The organism is Micromonospora sp. CA-246542, assembly GCF_050942905.1.
In the GTDB taxonomy this organism is placed as follows: domain Bacteria; phylum Actinomycetota; class Actinomycetes; order Mycobacteriales; family Micromonosporaceae; genus Micromonospora.
Genome location: NZ_CP192040.1, coordinates 1041095 through 1056218, shown reverse-complemented (window position 1 = coordinate 1056218; position 15124 = coordinate 1041095). Strand labels below are relative to the sequence as shown.

The 15124-nt window shown below is 70.2% G+C and carries 18 protein-coding genes; 16 read left to right on the top strand and 2 right to left on the bottom strand.

All coding sequences use genetic code 11. From position 1 onward, the window contains the following. The first annotated feature begins 119 nt into the window (after positions 1–119). The 5 genes from ACQP0N_RS05080 to ACQP0N_RS05060 all read left to right on the top strand — a co-directional run bounded on the left by ACQP0N_RS05080 (position 120) and on the right by ACQP0N_RS05060 (position 5813). The gene (locus tag ACQP0N_RS05080) at positions 120–1808 is read left to right on the top strand and encodes a ParB/RepB/Spo0J family partition protein (protein WP_433117951.1); all 1689 of its coding nucleotides are present in this window, start codon (positions 120–122) and stop codon (positions 1806–1808) included. 343 nt (positions 1809–2151) lie between these two features. Continuing rightward, positions 2152–2376 carry a hypothetical protein gene (locus tag ACQP0N_RS05075; RefSeq protein WP_433117949.1) on the top strand — a complete coding sequence of 75 codons (225 nt, stop codon included), beginning with the start codon at positions 2152–2154 and terminating at the stop codon, positions 2374–2376. A 62-nt stretch (positions 2377–2438) separates the two neighbouring features. Beyond that, a complete protein-coding gene (locus tag ACQP0N_RS05070; RefSeq protein ID WP_396818280.1) occupies positions 2439–3572 on the top strand; it encodes a DUF932 domain-containing protein in 1134 nt (377 codons plus the stop codon). A gap of 161 nt (positions 3573–3733) precedes the next feature. Next, positions 3734–4078, top strand: coding sequence for a hypothetical protein (locus ACQP0N_RS05065; RefSeq protein WP_433117947.1), 345 nt, complete (start codon positions 3734–3736; stop codon positions 4076–4078). Between the two features lie 49 nt (positions 4079–4127). Beyond that, a complete protein-coding gene (locus tag ACQP0N_RS05060) occupies positions 4128–5813 on the top strand; it encodes a DUF2637 domain-containing protein (RefSeq protein WP_433117945.1) in 1686 nt (561 codons plus the stop codon). Between the two features lie 39 nt (positions 5814–5852). Here the strand turns inward: ACQP0N_RS05060 and ACQP0N_RS05055 are convergent, their stop codons facing one another. After that, a complete protein-coding gene (locus tag ACQP0N_RS05055; RefSeq protein WP_357132232.1) occupies positions 5853–6356 on the bottom strand; it encodes a hypothetical protein in 504 nt (167 codons plus the stop codon). Between the two features lie 405 nt (positions 6357–6761). Between ACQP0N_RS05055 and ACQP0N_RS05050 the strand changes: the two genes are divergently transcribed. From ACQP0N_RS05050 to ACQP0N_RS05000, 11 genes are all read left to right on the top strand, one after another. Next, positions 6762–6902 (top strand): hypothetical protein, encoded by a 141-nt coding sequence (locus tag ACQP0N_RS05050; RefSeq protein ID WP_357132235.1) that lies wholly within the window; start codon positions 6762–6764, stop codon positions 6900–6902. Positions 6903–7127: 225 nt separating this feature from the next. Continuing rightward, on the top strand, positions 7128–8501 hold the full coding sequence (locus tag ACQP0N_RS05045) for a hypothetical protein (protein ID WP_433117943.1): 1374 nt from the start codon (positions 7128–7130) through the stop codon (positions 8499–8501). Positions 8502–8577: 76 nt separating this feature from the next. Continuing rightward, the gene (locus ACQP0N_RS05040) at positions 8578–9507 is read left to right on the top strand and encodes a DUF4192 domain-containing protein (protein WP_433117941.1); all 930 of its coding nucleotides are present in this window, start codon (positions 8578–8580) and stop codon (positions 9505–9507) included. Between the two features lie 100 nt (positions 9508–9607). Then, positions 9608–10123 carry a hypothetical protein gene (locus ACQP0N_RS05035; RefSeq protein WP_433117939.1) on the top strand — a complete coding sequence of 172 codons (516 nt, stop codon included), beginning with the start codon at positions 9608–9610 and terminating at the stop codon, positions 10121–10123. Continuing rightward, positions 10120–11124 (top strand): bifunctional DNA primase/polymerase, encoded by a 1005-nt coding sequence (locus ACQP0N_RS05030; protein WP_433117937.1) that lies wholly within the window; start codon positions 10120–10122, stop codon positions 11122–11124. The genes ACQP0N_RS05035 and ACQP0N_RS05030 overlap by 4 nt, the downstream gene beginning before the upstream one ends. 137 nt (positions 11125–11261) lie before the next feature. Next, positions 11262–11714, top strand: coding sequence for a hypothetical protein (locus ACQP0N_RS05025; protein ID WP_433117935.1), 453 nt, complete (start codon positions 11262–11264; stop codon positions 11712–11714). A 657-nt stretch (positions 11715–12371) separates the two neighbouring features. Further along, positions 12372–12797 (top strand): single-stranded DNA-binding protein, encoded by a 426-nt coding sequence (locus ACQP0N_RS05020; protein ID WP_433117933.1) that lies wholly within the window; start codon positions 12372–12374, stop codon positions 12795–12797. 81 nt (positions 12798–12878) lie between these two features. Then, a complete protein-coding gene (locus ACQP0N_RS05015; protein WP_433117931.1) occupies positions 12879–13325 on the top strand; it encodes a single-stranded DNA-binding protein in 447 nt (148 codons plus the stop codon). A 100-nt stretch (positions 13326–13425) separates the two neighbouring features. After that, entirely contained in the window at positions 13426–13680 is a 255-nt protein-coding gene (locus ACQP0N_RS05010) for a hypothetical protein (protein ID WP_433117929.1), read from the top strand. Next, positions 13647–13898 carry a hypothetical protein gene (locus tag ACQP0N_RS05005; RefSeq protein ID WP_433117927.1) on the top strand — a complete coding sequence of 84 codons (252 nt, stop codon included), beginning with the start codon at positions 13647–13649 and terminating at the stop codon, positions 13896–13898. Before ACQP0N_RS05010 ends, ACQP0N_RS05005 begins: the two co-directional genes overlap by 34 nt. Positions 13899–14197: 299 nt before the next feature. Beyond that, positions 14198–14359, top strand: coding sequence for a hypothetical protein (locus tag ACQP0N_RS05000; protein ID WP_433117925.1), 162 nt, complete (start codon positions 14198–14200; stop codon positions 14357–14359). Positions 14360–14477: 118 nt separating this feature from the next. Here ACQP0N_RS05000 and ACQP0N_RS04995 read toward each other — a convergent pair whose 3' ends face one another. Then, the gene (locus ACQP0N_RS04995; protein WP_433117923.1) at positions 14478–14879 is read right to left on the bottom strand and encodes a hypothetical protein; all 402 of its coding nucleotides are present in this window, start codon (positions 14877–14879) and stop codon (positions 14478–14480) included. Positions 14880–15124: the final 245 nt, after the last annotated feature.

Genomic DNA, 15124 nt, shown 5'->3' with positions numbered 1-15124 from the left:
GGTGGGCCTGTGCGGGGCTGCGCCGATCGGCCGGCCGGGCGGATCGGGCCAACACCGCCCACCCGGCCGTTCCCGCGCCGGGTAGGGCGTCCTTGTGTTCAGGAAGGACGTTCTCTGCAATGACGACCACTCTGTTGTCCCGACCCGTATCAGACGACCTCAGCATCGCCGAGGTCACAGCACCTGCGGACCTTGCGGGCCCTACGCTCCGGGCCCAGTACCTCGACCCTCGTGACCTGGTCGATAACCCGCGTAACCTGCGCACGGACGTCGGTGACCTGAGCGATCTGACCGCCTCGATGGCGGTCGTGGGAGTTCTCTGCCCGTTGGTGGTCATTCCGGTGCCGGACCAGCCGAACGCGTTTCAGTTGATCATCGGGCACCGCCGGAAGTACGCGGCGATCGAGCTCAGCATGGAGCAGGTGCCGGTATGGGTCGCCTCCGACGAAGGTGCTGCGGCGCAGATCGTCGCGCAGCTTGCCGAGAACGGCCACCGGGTGGGGCTGACCCCCACCGAGGAGGCTGAGGCGTTTCACCAGCTGACGTTGCTGGACTGGTCGCCGGAGCAGATCGCCACCGTGCGGGCGATTCCGACGGCCAAGGTAAAGCAGACCTTGAAGCTGCGGGAGTTGCCGCAGGCGGCGCGCGGCGCGGCCGACGCCGGCACCCTGACGCTGGAGGATGCCTCCGCGCTCACCGAATTCACCGAGGATCCGGCTGCCCTGGATCGAATCCTGAAGGGCACCGGGTCGAGTTGGGGATTCCGGCACGCCATCGCCGCCGAGCGGTCGAAGCGGACCTTCGCGGCGGCGAAGGAGCGGGCGAAGGCGGAGTTGGTGCTCGCCGGGGTGAAGGTGACGTCGAAGCCGAAGGGCTACCCCTACAGCGGTACGGCCGTGGCCGCCACGCAGCTCGCCGACGCCAACGGCATTCCGCTCGATCCAGACGTGTATCCCACGTTGGCCGGGCTCGCAGCGTTCGTCGAGAAGATCGGCGACCATGCCCAGACGACTTTCTACTGTGCGGAGCCGGACCGGTATGGCTACCGGCGCCTGAGCTACGGCAGTCGTCGGGGCGTCACGGGAGAGGAGCGTGCCCGCCGGGAGGCAGCCGAGCAGGCACGCGCCGAGTACCTTGCTGGTCTGACAGTCGCGGCGGAGGTGCGGCGGGAGTTCTACCGCACCGCGTACGGGTCGGCGCGGGCGGTGAAGCGGCTCTTCCTGGAGGCGCTTCGGGCAACTGTCGTGGACGGGTTGCGGTTCCGCGACGTCGACGGCCTGTACGCCACTCTTGGTGGCGTCGATGGTGCCGCTGCCGTGGTGGCTCGGGAGGACAAGCTGCGTCGCTGCCTGGTGGCGCAGTGGATCTGCGTCCAGGAACGCAACCTCGGCTACGCGGCCCGCGACGAGACGTGGGCGTTGGATGACGAGGCGGCGGTGGCGTGGCTCGACCAGCTCGTCGCCGACGGCTACACCCTCTCCGAGGCGGAGACGACGCTGCGGGATTCGCTCGGCCGTGACCCGCAGGACGAGCTGCCCAACGACGAAGACACCGACGAGTCCACGGCCGCAGACGCCGAGGATCCAGATTTCGGCGATGTCGATGCGGAGACCGAGCAGGCCGACGGCGTCGCTGCGGACGACGACGTGCTCGCCGCACCGCACACCGCGCGGGAGCCCGAGCCCGAGCCCGAGGCGACGGAACCCGAGGCAACGGGCCCCGAGGCCGATGACCTCTCGGACGCCGATGAGCTGGCCGACGTCGAGAGGCAGACGTTTGACGACGGACCCGTAAGCGGCAAGTCCTGATCTGAAAATCCGCTATCGGCGGGGGTCCACGCACTGCGCGTAGGCCCCCGCCGACTCGCGTGCCAACCCGACTCCGCAGCGGAGCGAGGTCACTCACCGCGCCAGCTCTCGACATTTCCGATTGGTGCCCCGTGTCCACTGACGCCGACTTGGTGTCCGAGGTCGATGACCCTGAGCGCCGTCTGGCGCTGATCCGCCAGCGGGAGATCCTGCTGGCGTTCGAGGAGTACGGACCCGCTATCACCGGGTCACCGGCGACGGCTGCCGGTACGTCGCCGAGATCGTCAACGCCACCCCCGCCGAGTGGGAGTGGATCTACGCCCATGCCCGGACCCATCCCGAGGTGCTGATCCAGGCTGGGCCGGCCCGCAACCCCGCGCGATGGCGAGAGCTGCGCCGCGAGCAGGGCGAAGCGGCGTTCCGCGCCGCCGACGCCGCGTTCACCGCCGGCGACACCGCCGCCGCCCTTGACCTCCTCGACGAGGCCCACGCGCTCGGCGCCATCGGGCCCGAGCAGTGGGAGCGACTACGCCTGGCCGTCATAACCACCGCTGACGGCGCCCGCTGACTCCCTCAACGAAGTCCCCACCCCCCGACTCTCCTCGAAGGGACCCATCCCTCATGTCTTCGATGATCACTGTTCCGGCGCACCGCAACGTCGACCTCGACCAGCTACGCCGCATGCTCACCGACCAGTCCACCCGGGCCCTGGACGTCAAGGCCGGCGCCGGGCGGATGCGCGCCGTCGCCGGCAACCTCGTCCTGGACGGCACCGAGCCGCAACTCGGCCCGGAGGGGGTGACGATGACCTCCGGCACGTACACAGTCAACGACGTCGCCACCGCCGGCCTCGCCGACAAGCTCGGCATCCCCGTCGCGTACCTACGGCGCCTCGCCGCCGAACACCCCGACCTGTTCGACGACAACGTCAACGGTTGGCTTGCCCGCGACCCCCGCAGCTTCCTCATCCGCTGCCTGCGCAACGACACTGGCGGCGGCATCGTGCGAGCGGTCCTGTCCGACCGATACAACCGCATCGACAACCTCGATGTCCTTTTCGCCGCTCTCGACGGGATCCGGCGCGCGAACGTGCGGGTCCAGTTCGCCGGCTGCGACTTGACCGACCGGCGGATGTACCTGCGGGTCTACTCCCCTCAGGTGCAGGTCGCCGCGCCCCGCCTGCTGGCCCGCTACCGGTCCCCGTTCGACGGCCGGGCCGGCTCCGAGCTGCCGATCGTCTCAGCCGGGTTCCTGATCTCGAACTCGGAGACCGGGGCGGGTGCGTTCAGCATCGCTCCGTGGGTGCGCTTCGAGGTGTGCCGCAACGGCATGGTCATCCGCCGCAACGCCCTGCGTCGTACCCACATCGGCTCCCGCATGACCGGCTCAGACGGGGTCGTCACCGCCTCCGAGGAGACCACCCGCCGCACCCTCGACCTGATCACCTCCCGCACCACCGACGCGGTCACCGCCTTCCTCGACGCCGACTACATCGCCGAGGTTCTGCGCGAGCTCGACACCGCCGCCGGCACCCCCGTCACCGACCCCAACGCCACCCTCAAGATCGTCGGGCAGCGCTTGAAGTACTCCGAGGAGCAGCAACGCGACATCCTCGCCCACTTCATCGCCGGTGCCGACCCCACCGCCGGTGGGGTCATGCACGCCGTCACCTCCGTCGCCCAGACCCTTTCCGACGCTGATGCCGCCCACGGTCTCGAGGCCACGGCCGTCCAGGCCCTGCACCTCGCCGCCACCACCGCCTGAAACCACCTCTCTCGCACATTCGCGCGCCCGGACCCATTCGCAGGTCCGGGCGCGCGCCGTGTACTCGCCCAGGAGCCATCCTTATGAACCACACATCTCCTCGCTCCCGATCCGACGACGCCCGACAGCAGGACACGGAGCCGTTCGTGATCATGGATTGGATGCAGTTCCGTCTCGCCGTCGGCGCGGCCCTGGCGCACGGTCCTGCCCGCGTCGACCGAATCCTGTTCACCACGGACGGACCTGCGCTGCTCACCGTGGTCGGCGACGATGGGGCCGTGTATCAGCTGACCTACGACGTCAACCGGGCGCGTACGTGGGTCATCGCTGTCCAGGCACCCGGCGAGGTCCGGCGGCCGGTTCGCGGCGCGGCCTGCGATGAGGTCGGGTTCCGTCTCGCCGGCGGCCACCCGCACCTGGTCTACGAACTCCTCGCCCGCGCCCACCACCCGACGACCATCGTCCGCGGCACCCTGGCGGACTTCCCCGCGCAGGGGCCGCGGTGACTCCCCTCGACAGCTACCGCGATGCCGTTGGCGAGAGAGGGCGGGGCCGGTGAGTGTCGACCTGGAGGCCGTCGTGCACCTGGCGAGCCGCGACCGGCGACTGGCCCGCCAGGTCCTCTCCGCCCAGCAGGCCCAGGCCGCCGAGGAAGCGAGGATCGCCGCCGCTGACGCCGCGATGCAGCGTCAACTCCAGGCAGCAGAGCGGCAGCAGCACCTCGCCGCCCAGACCCGCGCCACCCAGCGCCGCGAGGCCGAGGAGAGAGCCGCCGATCAGCGGGCCCGCCGCGAGGCCCGCGCCCGCGCCGCCCGGCAGCGGGCAGCGCGTTGGCGGCACCGAGCCGCTTCGCTCGTCGGGTACGTGCGGGGGCACGCCGATGACGTCTACGCCGCCACCATGTACCTGCTGGCCGTCGGTGGCGCCGTCTACGGACAGATCACCGCAGCCCAAGCCCGCGGCTGGCCGATGCTCGCTGGGATCGTCGTCGCCGTCGCGATCGAGGGTCTGGCACTGGTTATGGCGCTGACCGCGCAGAAGATGCGCCTCGCTGGGGAAGCCGCCCGCACCCCACGCGCCCTGACCTGGCTCTGCGCCGCTACCGCCGCCGGCATCAACTACCTCGGCCACCAACATGCCAGCCGCGTCGGCGCCGGGCTCCTCGCCGTCCTGTCCCTCGCCGGGATCGTGGTCTGGGAGATCCGCAGCGGTGCCCGACACCGCGTCGAACTGCGTCGCCGCAGGCTCCTACCCGATCCGCCGGCCGCGTTCGGCTGGCGCCGCTGGCTCCGATACCTGCCCAGCACCGCCGCAGCCTGGTCCGTCGATGTCCGCGACCGTGTCAGCCCCCGCGCCGCCTACCTGCTGCGGAGGGCCGCAGCCGAACGACAGGCCCGGCGGACTGCCGCGAGGCGCAACCAGGTCCGCCGGCTGGCACGCCGCACGGTCCGCGTCGCATCCCGGCGGGGTGACACCGGCGCGGTCCTCGCATCTCTGACCTGGCTCGCCGAACACGGGATCAGCCGCCCGGTCCCCGCCCTGCCCCACCCACAGGTCCACCACGAGACGGGACAGGTCCCGGACCAGTCCTCATCACCACAGGACCGCGCCGACACCGAACTGGACCCCACGTTGGCTTCAGAGCAAGCATTCCCGGCGCAGGCCCGGACCCGGCCAGCGCCGGACGCTGCGCTATCCGCAGGGTCGGACCCGGCAGCGCGGACAGCCCCGGCGCAGGACCGGACCGCGGTCGACAGGGACAGCAGTGAACAGGACCAAGGCCACGATCTCCCGGACCAGGTCAACGCCGAGTGGTCCTCGCAGCGGACGTCGATTCCGCCCTCCGTCCCAGGGGGCACTCCTGCGTCGTCGGCCGTCGAGACGAACGACCGGGTCGAGGTCCGGAGCGTCGGCGACAGCGGACCGGGACCGCGAGAGACTCCCTCGACGGTTTCCGGCCCGCAGCCCACGGAATCAGCCGGGCGCTCGACACGCCGGGACGGTGCCGGCCAGCTGCAGCCACGGTCGGTCCCCGACGTTACGGACCTGATGGACCCCGGACGTCGAGTCGCGGACCGCCTGAGCGCTCAAGGCGTGACGCTGTCCCGGTCGGTCCTGATCAAAGGGCTGCGCACCGATGGGGTCCGCGTTTCCACCGACCGTGCCACGGCTCTCCTCGCAGCGCTCCGGGCTGACGAACCGGCTGAAGAGGCGGCAGTCATCCCGTCACCGCAGGACTAGGCAAGCCTCAGGGCACCGCAGCACGGCACTGTGTCCGTACTACCGGCGCAGCAGTGAGCCGTTCTGAAGTGCCGTTTTGCCGCCGGCGGCGAGGGTCGTCAGGATGACGGCTGCGGCGAGGAGCCCTAACGTCCTCTTGCTGTCCCATCGGTCCAGATACGTCTTGTTCCTAGCGTCGGCCTCGGCTTGCCGATCACCGATCAGGATGAGCCGGTCGGCCAAGGCAACGCGCCCGTCCGTGTCGAGGTCGTCGCGGTCGAGTTGAGCGCTGATCGTCGCCCTGATCTCGTCCCATGTCTGCTGAACGCGGGCCTGGCTTCCCTCGTTGGCCGCGAGGGTCGCGTCGTGCACCTTGGTCATACCGGCCACGACTTCAGCGGCGAATCGCATGACTTCGGGAAGCTGCTCGATCAGTTTGATCCGCGTTTCCTTGTCCATGTCCGGCATCATCGCGACGAACTGGCGGAACTTCTCCTTGGAAAGTCCGCGCCAGTCGGTAATGCCCAGCAGTCGCTTGACCTCGTCCTCGCCGCCAACGTCCATAGAACGCCTCGCCCGTCCAGTAGGGATCTCTGCGGCAGGCAGCTTATCCGGGGCATGCTCGTCACGCCCCCGCGGCAGAATTCGGCCGAAGAATCCCCGCCGTCGCAAGTGGCGGCGTCGGCTGACCGTGCTGGTGCATGCTGTGCCCCTCGGCGCGGAACTCGCCGGGTCAGAACGTCGTTGCGGGTTGGCGGGGCGGCTGCTGGCGCAGCAATGTCCGTCGCCCGGTTCGCGACCGTACGCCAGACCTATGGGCCGGCATGTGTTCCAAGATCACGACATCGCCAGACCCGCCTCAAACACTGGGTGCACCAGCAGATCCTGATCCCGCATCACACATCAGATTCACGGCGATACCAGCGAAGAGCTGGCTGCGGCGGACCCGATCGCGGAAGCGCTGCAGCAGTGGTCACTGCTACCGCCGCTCCCGACGCCGCCAGCATGCGCCTGCGCAGGCGAGCTTCCCTGCGTCTCCCGGACATCTACGTCACGGCTGACGACGAGGGCGACTGGCTGACCTGCCCGACCTGCGACCAGAAACCGTGATGGTCACGCCCGGGATGAGCGTGGGGGCACTGCTCGGTGACCACGTCGCGCACATCTGCCGCCCTGACCTGCCCTGATAGCTGTGCCACCGGCCGGATCAGCCCCAAGCCGGCAGCGGCTCCACATGGCTGTCGACCCACGCCGATCCGTCAAGGTCGTCGCCCCCGCCGGCCCGCGCCCGATTACGACGAGCCGGCCCACCCCGACCGGAGGATCCCTCAACTGATGTCTCACTCCATCCCTTCCCACGACGATCCATCCCCGGCGTACAGGCCGAATGCCGCCATTGGTACATCGATCGGCCTGCGGCGAGAGATGGCGTGCCGCGTCTGTCGGCGGATCCTGAACACCTACTTCGACGCGACCGGCCGGCTCCGGCACCTACACCCCGCCGCCCGCACCTCATACGACCACGACCCGGACCCTGTGCCGAGCGCAGAGGTGGCCGGGGTAGCGCGGTCCTGCGATTTCTGCAGCGACCGATATCCCGTCTTCCGGCTCGACAGCGGCCCCGTACAGGCCCTCGCTCTCGGCGAGGACGACAGCAGCGTCCACGACTTCGGCACCACCTGGTCGGCGTGTATCACCTGCACTCTGCTCGCCCAGGCCAGCAGGAGCGAAGCCCTGACCCAGCGGGCGGTCACCCGGATGGGGTGGGCGGATCCGACGATCGCGGCCGAAGCCGTGCGCGCGATTCATGCCGGTGTCGTGGGGACCCTGCGGCCAGGGCGGACCCTGCTCACCGACGTCCACTGGCCCCACAGCCCAGTCACGGCCACGGCCACGGCGCTGCCGAAGGTCCGTGACCGGCTGACCGCGCTGCTTACCGGACCAGACCGCATGGATTTGCTGGAGGTCCGCCAGCGGCAGGACATCGCGGTGAGCTTGCAGGGTGGGCGGCTCTTCGCCGTTGACGACGAGTTCACCGACCTCGCCTGCACCGCGGCCACGGACCTCCCGGCGACCGTCCTCGACGTCGAAGACCTCCCCGCACCCCATGGGCTGCTCCTGTGGGCCAATCCGGTCGCCGGGGGTGTCTGCGCCGCATCGTGGGCCAGCACTGATGAAGGGATTCGGATCGTCTCCTACCGCGGTGTCGGTGGCTCGGCTGGCGTCGCCGACGGGCCGGCGGTGCAGGCGCTGCGGGAGCAGGTCGGCTGGCTCATCCCCGTCAGCCACCGCCTCCTCGTCCACGGCGAGGCGATCACATGCGTTGACGGTGCTCTCGCGGTGCTGGCCGCGACGTGGCTGCTCATCGCGCAGCGCACCGGCGAAACCGTCTCCGTCGCGGCGGATCGCTCGATCCGTAAGGCGTACGCACGGACCCGGCGGCCCGCACCGGAGGTCCGGCTGGTCCGCATCCGCGGCCGGCAGGCCACCGGCCCGCGGGAGACCAGGCGGGGTGAGGCGCGGGAGCCGCAGGCGCAGCGGCGGTGGATCAGCGGCTACTGGCGTTCCCAGCCCCACGGTCCCGGGCGGGCGCTGCGAAAGGACATCTACGTCTTCGCCTACCTCCGCGGCCCCGCTGACGCGCCTATCGCCGCGAGCACCACTGTCCGGGTCCTCGCCGGTGAGCGGCGACGCCCGAAGCCGCAGTAGAGCGGCGTCCCCTGCCGTGGTCCGGGCGACCACAGCCGGTCTCGTTTTCTACCCGTACTCGATCAAGGAGTTTGTCGTGTCTCACGTCCCCACCTTCACAGTCCGGTCGCAGGCGGGGCTGCTGGGCCTGGTGCCCTACCTGCTGGGCTACCACCCCGAGCAGAGTCTCGTCGCACTCTTCATGAAGGCCGACCGGAGAGTCGCCGTCGCGGCCCGGGTCGACCTTGCCGCCCCGATGGCGCAGGTCGTCGAGGCCTTCCGCGACGTCGCCGATCGGACGGCGGCGCAGACCCTCGTCCTCGTCGGCTACGGCAACCGGGACGTCGCACCGACGGTCACGGCGGCAGGTGCCGCCCTGGCCGCGCACCTCACCGTCAGCCAGACACTCCTGGTGATCACCGACCGTTACTTCTGCCTCGACTGTCCCTGCGACGCCACCGAGGGTGTCAGCTTCGACGCGAAGGCGACCGCGACTGCCGCCCAGTCGACCGTCGAGGGCCTCGTCGCGCTACCGAGTCGCGACGCCCTGCTCGCGCTCACCGATCCCGACCCGGCACAACAGGCCGCGGTCGCCACAGCCATTGCCGCCCTTGAGCCCGCCTCCGACGAGCCGGCGACGCTGCGAGCGCTGCTCGACCGGGCCCGGAACGGCCACCGCCTCACCGTCGAGCAGGCCGCCCGCCTGGCGATCCTGCTGACCGATCCGCACAACCAAGACGCGGTACGGCGGGCCACGTCGGGGGCGATGTGGGAGCGCGATCTGTGGCTGGATCTGACCCGCCGTATCCCCGACGAGTACGTCACCGCCCCGGCAGGTCTCGCCGCCTGGTGCGCGTGGCGACTCGGCGACGAGACCCTCGCTCTCGCCGCGGCCCGGCGGGCACTCACCGTCGACCCACAGGACCGGATAAGCCGCATCGTGGCGCTCGCCGCCGGCAGGCACATACCCGCCCGCAACCTGGCCTTCCTCGGAGCCCGCGACTTCGACGCCGCGCGCGCCGAGTGACGCGTTCTCCGTCGCGCCTCCACAGCCAGCCCTCCGGGCCGAAGCAACCATGCCCCGACCTTGATCCCTCCCGCCCACACCACTGCCTCTGGAGTAACTCGTGACGCCGCAAGCTGCCCTGATCAACACCGGCCTGATGCAGCGCCATCGCACCCCGACAGTCGCCGACGACGGGGATCTGCGTTCGCACCACACGACGAACGGACAGCAACACCCGGACACAGCGATCGTCGACGCGCTCACCGCATTCCTCAACCGTGAAGCCGAGCCATCCGGCGCAGACGCGTTGGAACTGATGAGCAGCCTCATCGACAGCAGCGACCGGCCGCTGCTGAACGACACCTGGGACGTCACCGCCGCAGTCAGCGAGGACCGATACGGCGTCCCGACCGCCACGATCACCGCCGGCCCCGTCACCCTCACCGTCACCCCGGTCCCCGGCACCGCTGCGCCGCTCAGCGTCGCGATCGCCACCGAGAACGGCGAGTACGTCAGCCTCGACCTCACGGTCAACCAGCACCCCGTCCACCATCCCGCCGTCCTGGTGCCATGCCCGGCCGCGACAGATCCGTCGGGCCCGAACCGCACCCATGACCACCTGAGGACCCTCCGATGACCACCCCGACCCAAGCCCAGGGGCCGACCGCCGCACCAGCCACCCAACCGCCCCCACCGCAGGACCTGCGATTCGAGCCGGTCCTCCACGTGGCCCTTCGTTACGCCACCGCCGGTATCCCCGTGATGCCCCTGCACACTCCCCAGACTGCTGGTGGCTGCAACTGCCGGCGGGCACTCGCCTGCCCGTCACCCGGCAAACACCCCAGGCTGCGGCACGGGCTGCGAGATGCCTCCACCGACCCCGCTCTCGTACGGCGATGGTGGACGAGGTGGCCCGACGCGAACATCGGCCTCGCCACCGGCACCCTGCTCGACGTCTGCGACATCGACACGGCAGACGGACTCCGAACGGTCACGACCATCCTCGACAACACCCAACCGACGGGGCCCGTCGTACGAACCGGATCCGGGTGGCATCTCTGGTTCGCCGCGACCGGGCACGCCAACCGCGTCGGCCTGATTCCCGGGGTGGACTGGCGTGGACCCGGTGGACTCGTCGTCGCACCGCCGTCGCTGCACCACACCGGCCGCCGATACACCTTCACCCAACAGTTCGACCGCGTCCTGCCAGACTGCCCACCAGCCCTACAGCGACTGCTGTCACCACCGCCGGCCCCGGTGCCCGAACCGACTACGGCTATCCCGGGTCGGATCGACGACCCCGACCGGTACGGGCTCGCCGCCCTCAATGGCGAGATCGGCAGAATCCTGGCCGCACCCCGGCCGGTCATCCGCGGCGGACAGCGGATCACCGCTGGCGGACGCAACACGGCCCTGCACCTCGCAGCGTTCCGCCTCGGACAACTCGCCGCCCGCAACGGACTCGACGCCACCGTCGTGTGGCCCCGACTCACCGAGGCGGCACAGACGGTCGGCCTGACGGCGACAGAAGCCAGAGCGACAATTGCCTCCGGCTGGCGGGCCGGACTCCACCGACCCCGCGCGGTGAACTGGTGCCGACGCCACACCAACTCGTCCATCACGATCCGCAGGCCGTAGTCGAAGGTCAGCCTTCGACGGATCAGCACAGCGATGATCGGTACAGCACTTCGGCACACCTGACCCTCCGGCTAAAGCCCGAGACGGCCATGCAAATCGGCTCACCATGTCGTCGCCCCGAATGGCATGGTCGAGGTATGCCCGATCGCCCATCTTCGGCCCGCCTGACGGCCTCGCCCTCGGGCCGCCGTCGGGACCTATTGCGGACCGCGCAGCTCAACGCAGCCGGCTGGGCCGCCGTTGCCGCCATCTGCGTTATCGGAGCCGCGACCGGGCTGGCTGCCACACGCCTAACCGGCACCCCGTCCTGGCTCACCACCCCGGCCGGTGCCGCAGCCGCCTTCGCCGCCGTGCTCGCCGCAGACCGACGCAAGTGGGCCAACATGCCCACCACCTACAGCTGGACCGATAACCCGACTGAGGTCCAGCGGATCGCCTCCGCGCTCCAACACGCCGGAATCGACGCTACCGCCGACACTGCCGACACCGCCGACCTCGAACAGCCCACCCTGCGCTACCTCAACCGGGACTACCGCCGCGTTGCCCGAGCGTTCCGCGCCGCTGGCCTCCCGCCCCCGCCAAGGAACTAACTACCTGCGGTCAGGTTGGTACGTCGGGCCACAGCGCGAGCAGCGCTTCTCCATGAAGACGCATGACCGAACCAGCACGTTCAGTCCACCGTTGAGCGCGTCCTGGCTGTCCGAGTTCAACCACACCCGAGTCGCGTTCCATCTAGCGTCTGACTCGGTTCCCGTGCGGCTTGAAGGCACTCCGCGTACCGAATGCCAGGCGCAGGCGGTGGTCGCGGCAACCCCGCCCTGCGACGAGCGCGACCCACATACCTCGCATCGGACAGCGCTGGCTGGCGCAGGAGGCCCCCACACGTACGGGGTCCTGTTCATGCACGCCGCCAGCGCCCGAGCTTGGCAGCCCCGCGAGGTCGGTACGACGTCCGGGTCCAGCTGTCACGGATGAGGCGCACTGGCGGTGTTGGTGTCCCGGGTGGCGGCCGGGTGTCCGCTGCTGAGGGACCCGAAGGTCAGCCCACCCGGGCCGGGGCCGCTAAGCCCCCTTCCAAAACATCTTGGCCCCCTTGTCTCGCTCCGCTCGACGCCAAGATCTTTTGGCCGGTTGCTTGCAGCCCCGGCCCAGGGCGGGCTCTGACCGGCCCCGTCAGCGCGGCACCCCGGCGCCCCGGTCACCCGACCGGCCCGCCCGCCGCACAGCAAGCGACAGGGAGCACGGTCATGCTGTTCAACCTCACCTTCGAAGGCAACCTCGCCGACGAGCCCGAGCTGCGCGTCACCCCCTCCGGCAAGGCCGTCTGCAAGCTGCGGGTCGGCCACAACACCCGCCGCCGTAGCAACAGCGGTGAGTGGACCAACGGGCCGACGATGTGGGTCACGGTCACCTGCTGGGAGAGCCTCGCCGAACGGTGCGCCGAGCACCTGCGCAAGGGCGACACGGTCATCGTCGAGGCCCGCGACGACCTCTCCGTCTGGGCCTACCAGTCACCCAACAACGACAAGCCGGCCGGGCAGTTGCAGGTCACCGCCGGCAACGTCGCCGTCTCGATGCGGTTCGCCGGCGCCCAGTCCGCCCGTACCGCCAAGGCCGAGCAGGTCGAGGACCCCTGGAACGCCGACGACCGCGAGCTTCAGCCCGCCTTCTAGCCCTCACCGCAGGCGGGGCCGGCCGCACGGGCCGGCCCCGCCCATCACCCCCCACCCGACCCGATTGTCTGGAGCATCGTCATGTCCCTGTTCACCTGCATCGTCGAGGGCCGGCTCACCGTCTCACCGCAGACCGGCCACACCCGCGACGGCCGCGAGTACGTCCAGTTCCCGATCGTGCACCGCGACCGTTACCGCGACCACAGCGGCAAGTGGGTCGACACCCGCGCCATGTTCTTCGAGGTCATGTGCTGGGGCGACCTCGCCGCCCGGGCCCGCAACCTCACCCGCGGCGACCAGGTCCTCGTCGAAGCCGGCCAACTCCTGCCCTACCTCAACGACTCCGACATGCCCAGCCTCAAAGTCCAGGCCCGCAACCTGTCGGTCTCCATGCGGTTCACCGACGCCCACGCCGGCACTGCGGTCAAGGCCCGCCGCGGCGACATCGTCACCACCCCCGACGGCGAGCAGTACGCCGCGCACCTCTACCCCGAGGTCACCACCGACCCACAGCTCCTGCACCGCTGACCACCACACCGGGCGGGCCGCTGACCACGGCCCGCCCGGGGATCAGTCCATCCGCCTGGTCGAACACCGAGCACCCGCCCGACGCCCCGGAGAACCTGTGATGACTTCTCCAGCCGGCCACGCCCTTGCCGACGCCTATCGGAAGCTGGTCCGCGGCTGCGCGACCATCACCCAGGTCGTCTACGCCGCCCACCCCCAGTCGGGAGCCTGTCTGCCCCTGCCCGCGATCAGCCTCCCGCAGGACGCCGACGACGTACGCCGCCAACTCGACATGCTCACCGGCAACCTCTTCGACGAGCACGCCCAAGCGGTGAACCCGCAGTGGCTCACCGCGACCCAACCTGCACCCACCTGACGGCAGGCAACGTCATCGCCATCAAGGAGCTCTATTACGGCTGGTACCAACTCCTCGGCGTCCTCAACGCCCGCATGCAGGGTCAGCCCGGTCTCGGCGATGTCGAGAAGCGCACCGCCGACCTCGCCTACACGCTGGTGACCTACCTCCGCGCCTACCCCACCCCACCGGTCAGGCATCTGCGCCTACGGCTCACCGGACGACGCGCCCTCCCGTAGGGGACGTCGGCGCATCGCCACTGCGCCCTGACCCCGGCTTGGGTCTCGCTCTCGCCGGTGTCCGTGTTGCGCGCTGGCCAGTCCCCAGTGGTGACCAACCCGGCCGCGTCCGGCAAGCGTCGACCCCAACATCTTGGCCGGCTCGCTGCGCTCCCCGGACCGCTGCGCTCCCAAGATCTCGCGGCCTTCCCGCTTGCCCGCCGCCGGCCGCGGCCGGTCCCTCACCGGCCTGTCAGCGCGGCACCCCGGCCCCACCCGGGCAGCAGCGCACCAACCCGAACCGTCAGGAGGACCCACCTATGAGCACCACCGCCACTCCCACTGCCCCGCAGCACCGCTCCCTCACCACGGCGTCCGTCCGCCGCCGGCTCGTGCTGGTCGGGCAGAAGGACGCCTACGACCCGTACAGCGCCGCCGACGCCGCCGAGTACCGGACCGTCCTGCGCTACGGCGACCGCTGACACGCCACGCGCGGCGGGGCCGGACTGTCGAGTCCGGCCCCGCCGCGCCATCACGGTGGCGACATCGCCCGCCTCTGTCGACCGCGCCCGCTGCGCCGTGGTGGAGACCGCGCCGACCTCATGCCGTCGACAATGCCGACTCCTCCTGCATGGGCATCTCCTTTGGCTCATCGACGAGGGCCGGCTGGTCGCCCACGGGGGTCGGTTGGTCGCTGGCGCGGGCGAGGGCGGCGCGCACCCCGGCGACAGGAAGCTCGATCATGGCCGCGATCTCCACGACCGGCTCACCAAGTTCCCGAAGCCGGGCGACCGCCGCATCGGCTTCCCGGGCCAGCCCTCCTGCCCTGCTCTGTCCGGCAGCGAGGATCCGCTGAGCCCGAAGGGCCGCCTCGTCCCGCACCTGACCCGCGCGTGTCACCCGGTCGAAGTAGACCCGCACCGCCTCCGTCACGTTCGCCTCGTACGCCGCGAGCCTCGCCACCCGCGCCGCCCGAACCTCCGACGCCTTCCGCGCCGCCATCCGATTCACTCCCGCACCAGAAATTCGCTTAGCCATACCGAAACCCTAGCTACGTAAACCCATTTCCAACAAGACCAAGTCGCAATTTCAAGCCACGTCAATCCAACCACAAACAACCGAAAAGAAAAGCGGCCTCAACCCAGACATAACACCGCCCCTACCAGCCCAAACGTGGATCCACAGCTTCCAAAGAGAACGCCCACACACCTCTTGCAGATGCTCTTGCCATGGATCGCCTGCGGCGG

Excerpts from the sequence above, each read along its gene's own strand:
- ACQP0N_RS05065 (WP_433117947.1), top strand. The coding sequence starts at position 3,734 with ATGCAGTTCCGTCTCGCCGTCGGCGCGGCCCTGGCGCACGGTCCTGCC.
- ACQP0N_RS05030 (WP_433117937.1), top strand. The coding sequence starts at position 10,120 with ATGACCACCCCGACCCAAGCCCAGGGGCCGACCGCCGCACCAGCCACC.
- ACQP0N_RS05015 (WP_433117931.1), top strand. The coding sequence starts at position 12,879 with ATGTCCCTGTTCACCTGCATCGTCGAGGGCCGGCTCACCGTCTCACCG.
- ACQP0N_RS05020 (WP_433117933.1), top strand. The coding sequence starts at position 12,372 with ATGCTGTTCAACCTCACCTTCGAAGGCAACCTCGCCGACGAGCCCGAG.
- ACQP0N_RS05025 (WP_433117935.1), top strand. The coding sequence starts at position 11,262 with ATGCCCGATCGCCCATCTTCGGCCCGCCTGACGGCCTCGCCCTCGGGC.
- ACQP0N_RS04995 (WP_433117923.1), bottom strand. The coding sequence starts at position 14,879 with ATGGCGGCGCGGAAGGCGTCGGAGGTTCGGGCGGCGCGGGTGGCGAGG.
- ACQP0N_RS05010 (WP_433117929.1), top strand. The coding sequence starts at position 13,426 with ATGACTTCTCCAGCCGGCCACGCCCTTGCCGACGCCTATCGGAAGCTG.
- ACQP0N_RS05070 (WP_396818280.1), top strand. The coding sequence starts at position 2,439 with ATGATCACTGTTCCGGCGCACCGCAACGTCGACCTCGACCAGCTACGC.
- ACQP0N_RS05080 (WP_433117951.1), top strand. The coding sequence starts at position 120 with ATGACGACCACTCTGTTGTCCCGACCCGTATCAGACGACCTCAGCATC.
- ACQP0N_RS05045 (WP_433117943.1), top strand. The coding sequence starts at position 7,128 with ATGTCTCACTCCATCCCTTCCCACGACGATCCATCCCCGGCGTACAGG.
- ACQP0N_RS05000 (WP_433117925.1), top strand. The coding sequence starts at position 14,198 with ATGAGCACCACCGCCACTCCCACTGCCCCGCAGCACCGCTCCCTCACC.
- ACQP0N_RS05055 (WP_357132232.1), bottom strand. The coding sequence starts at position 6,356 with ATGGACGTTGGCGGCGAGGACGAGGTCAAGCGACTGCTGGGCATTACC.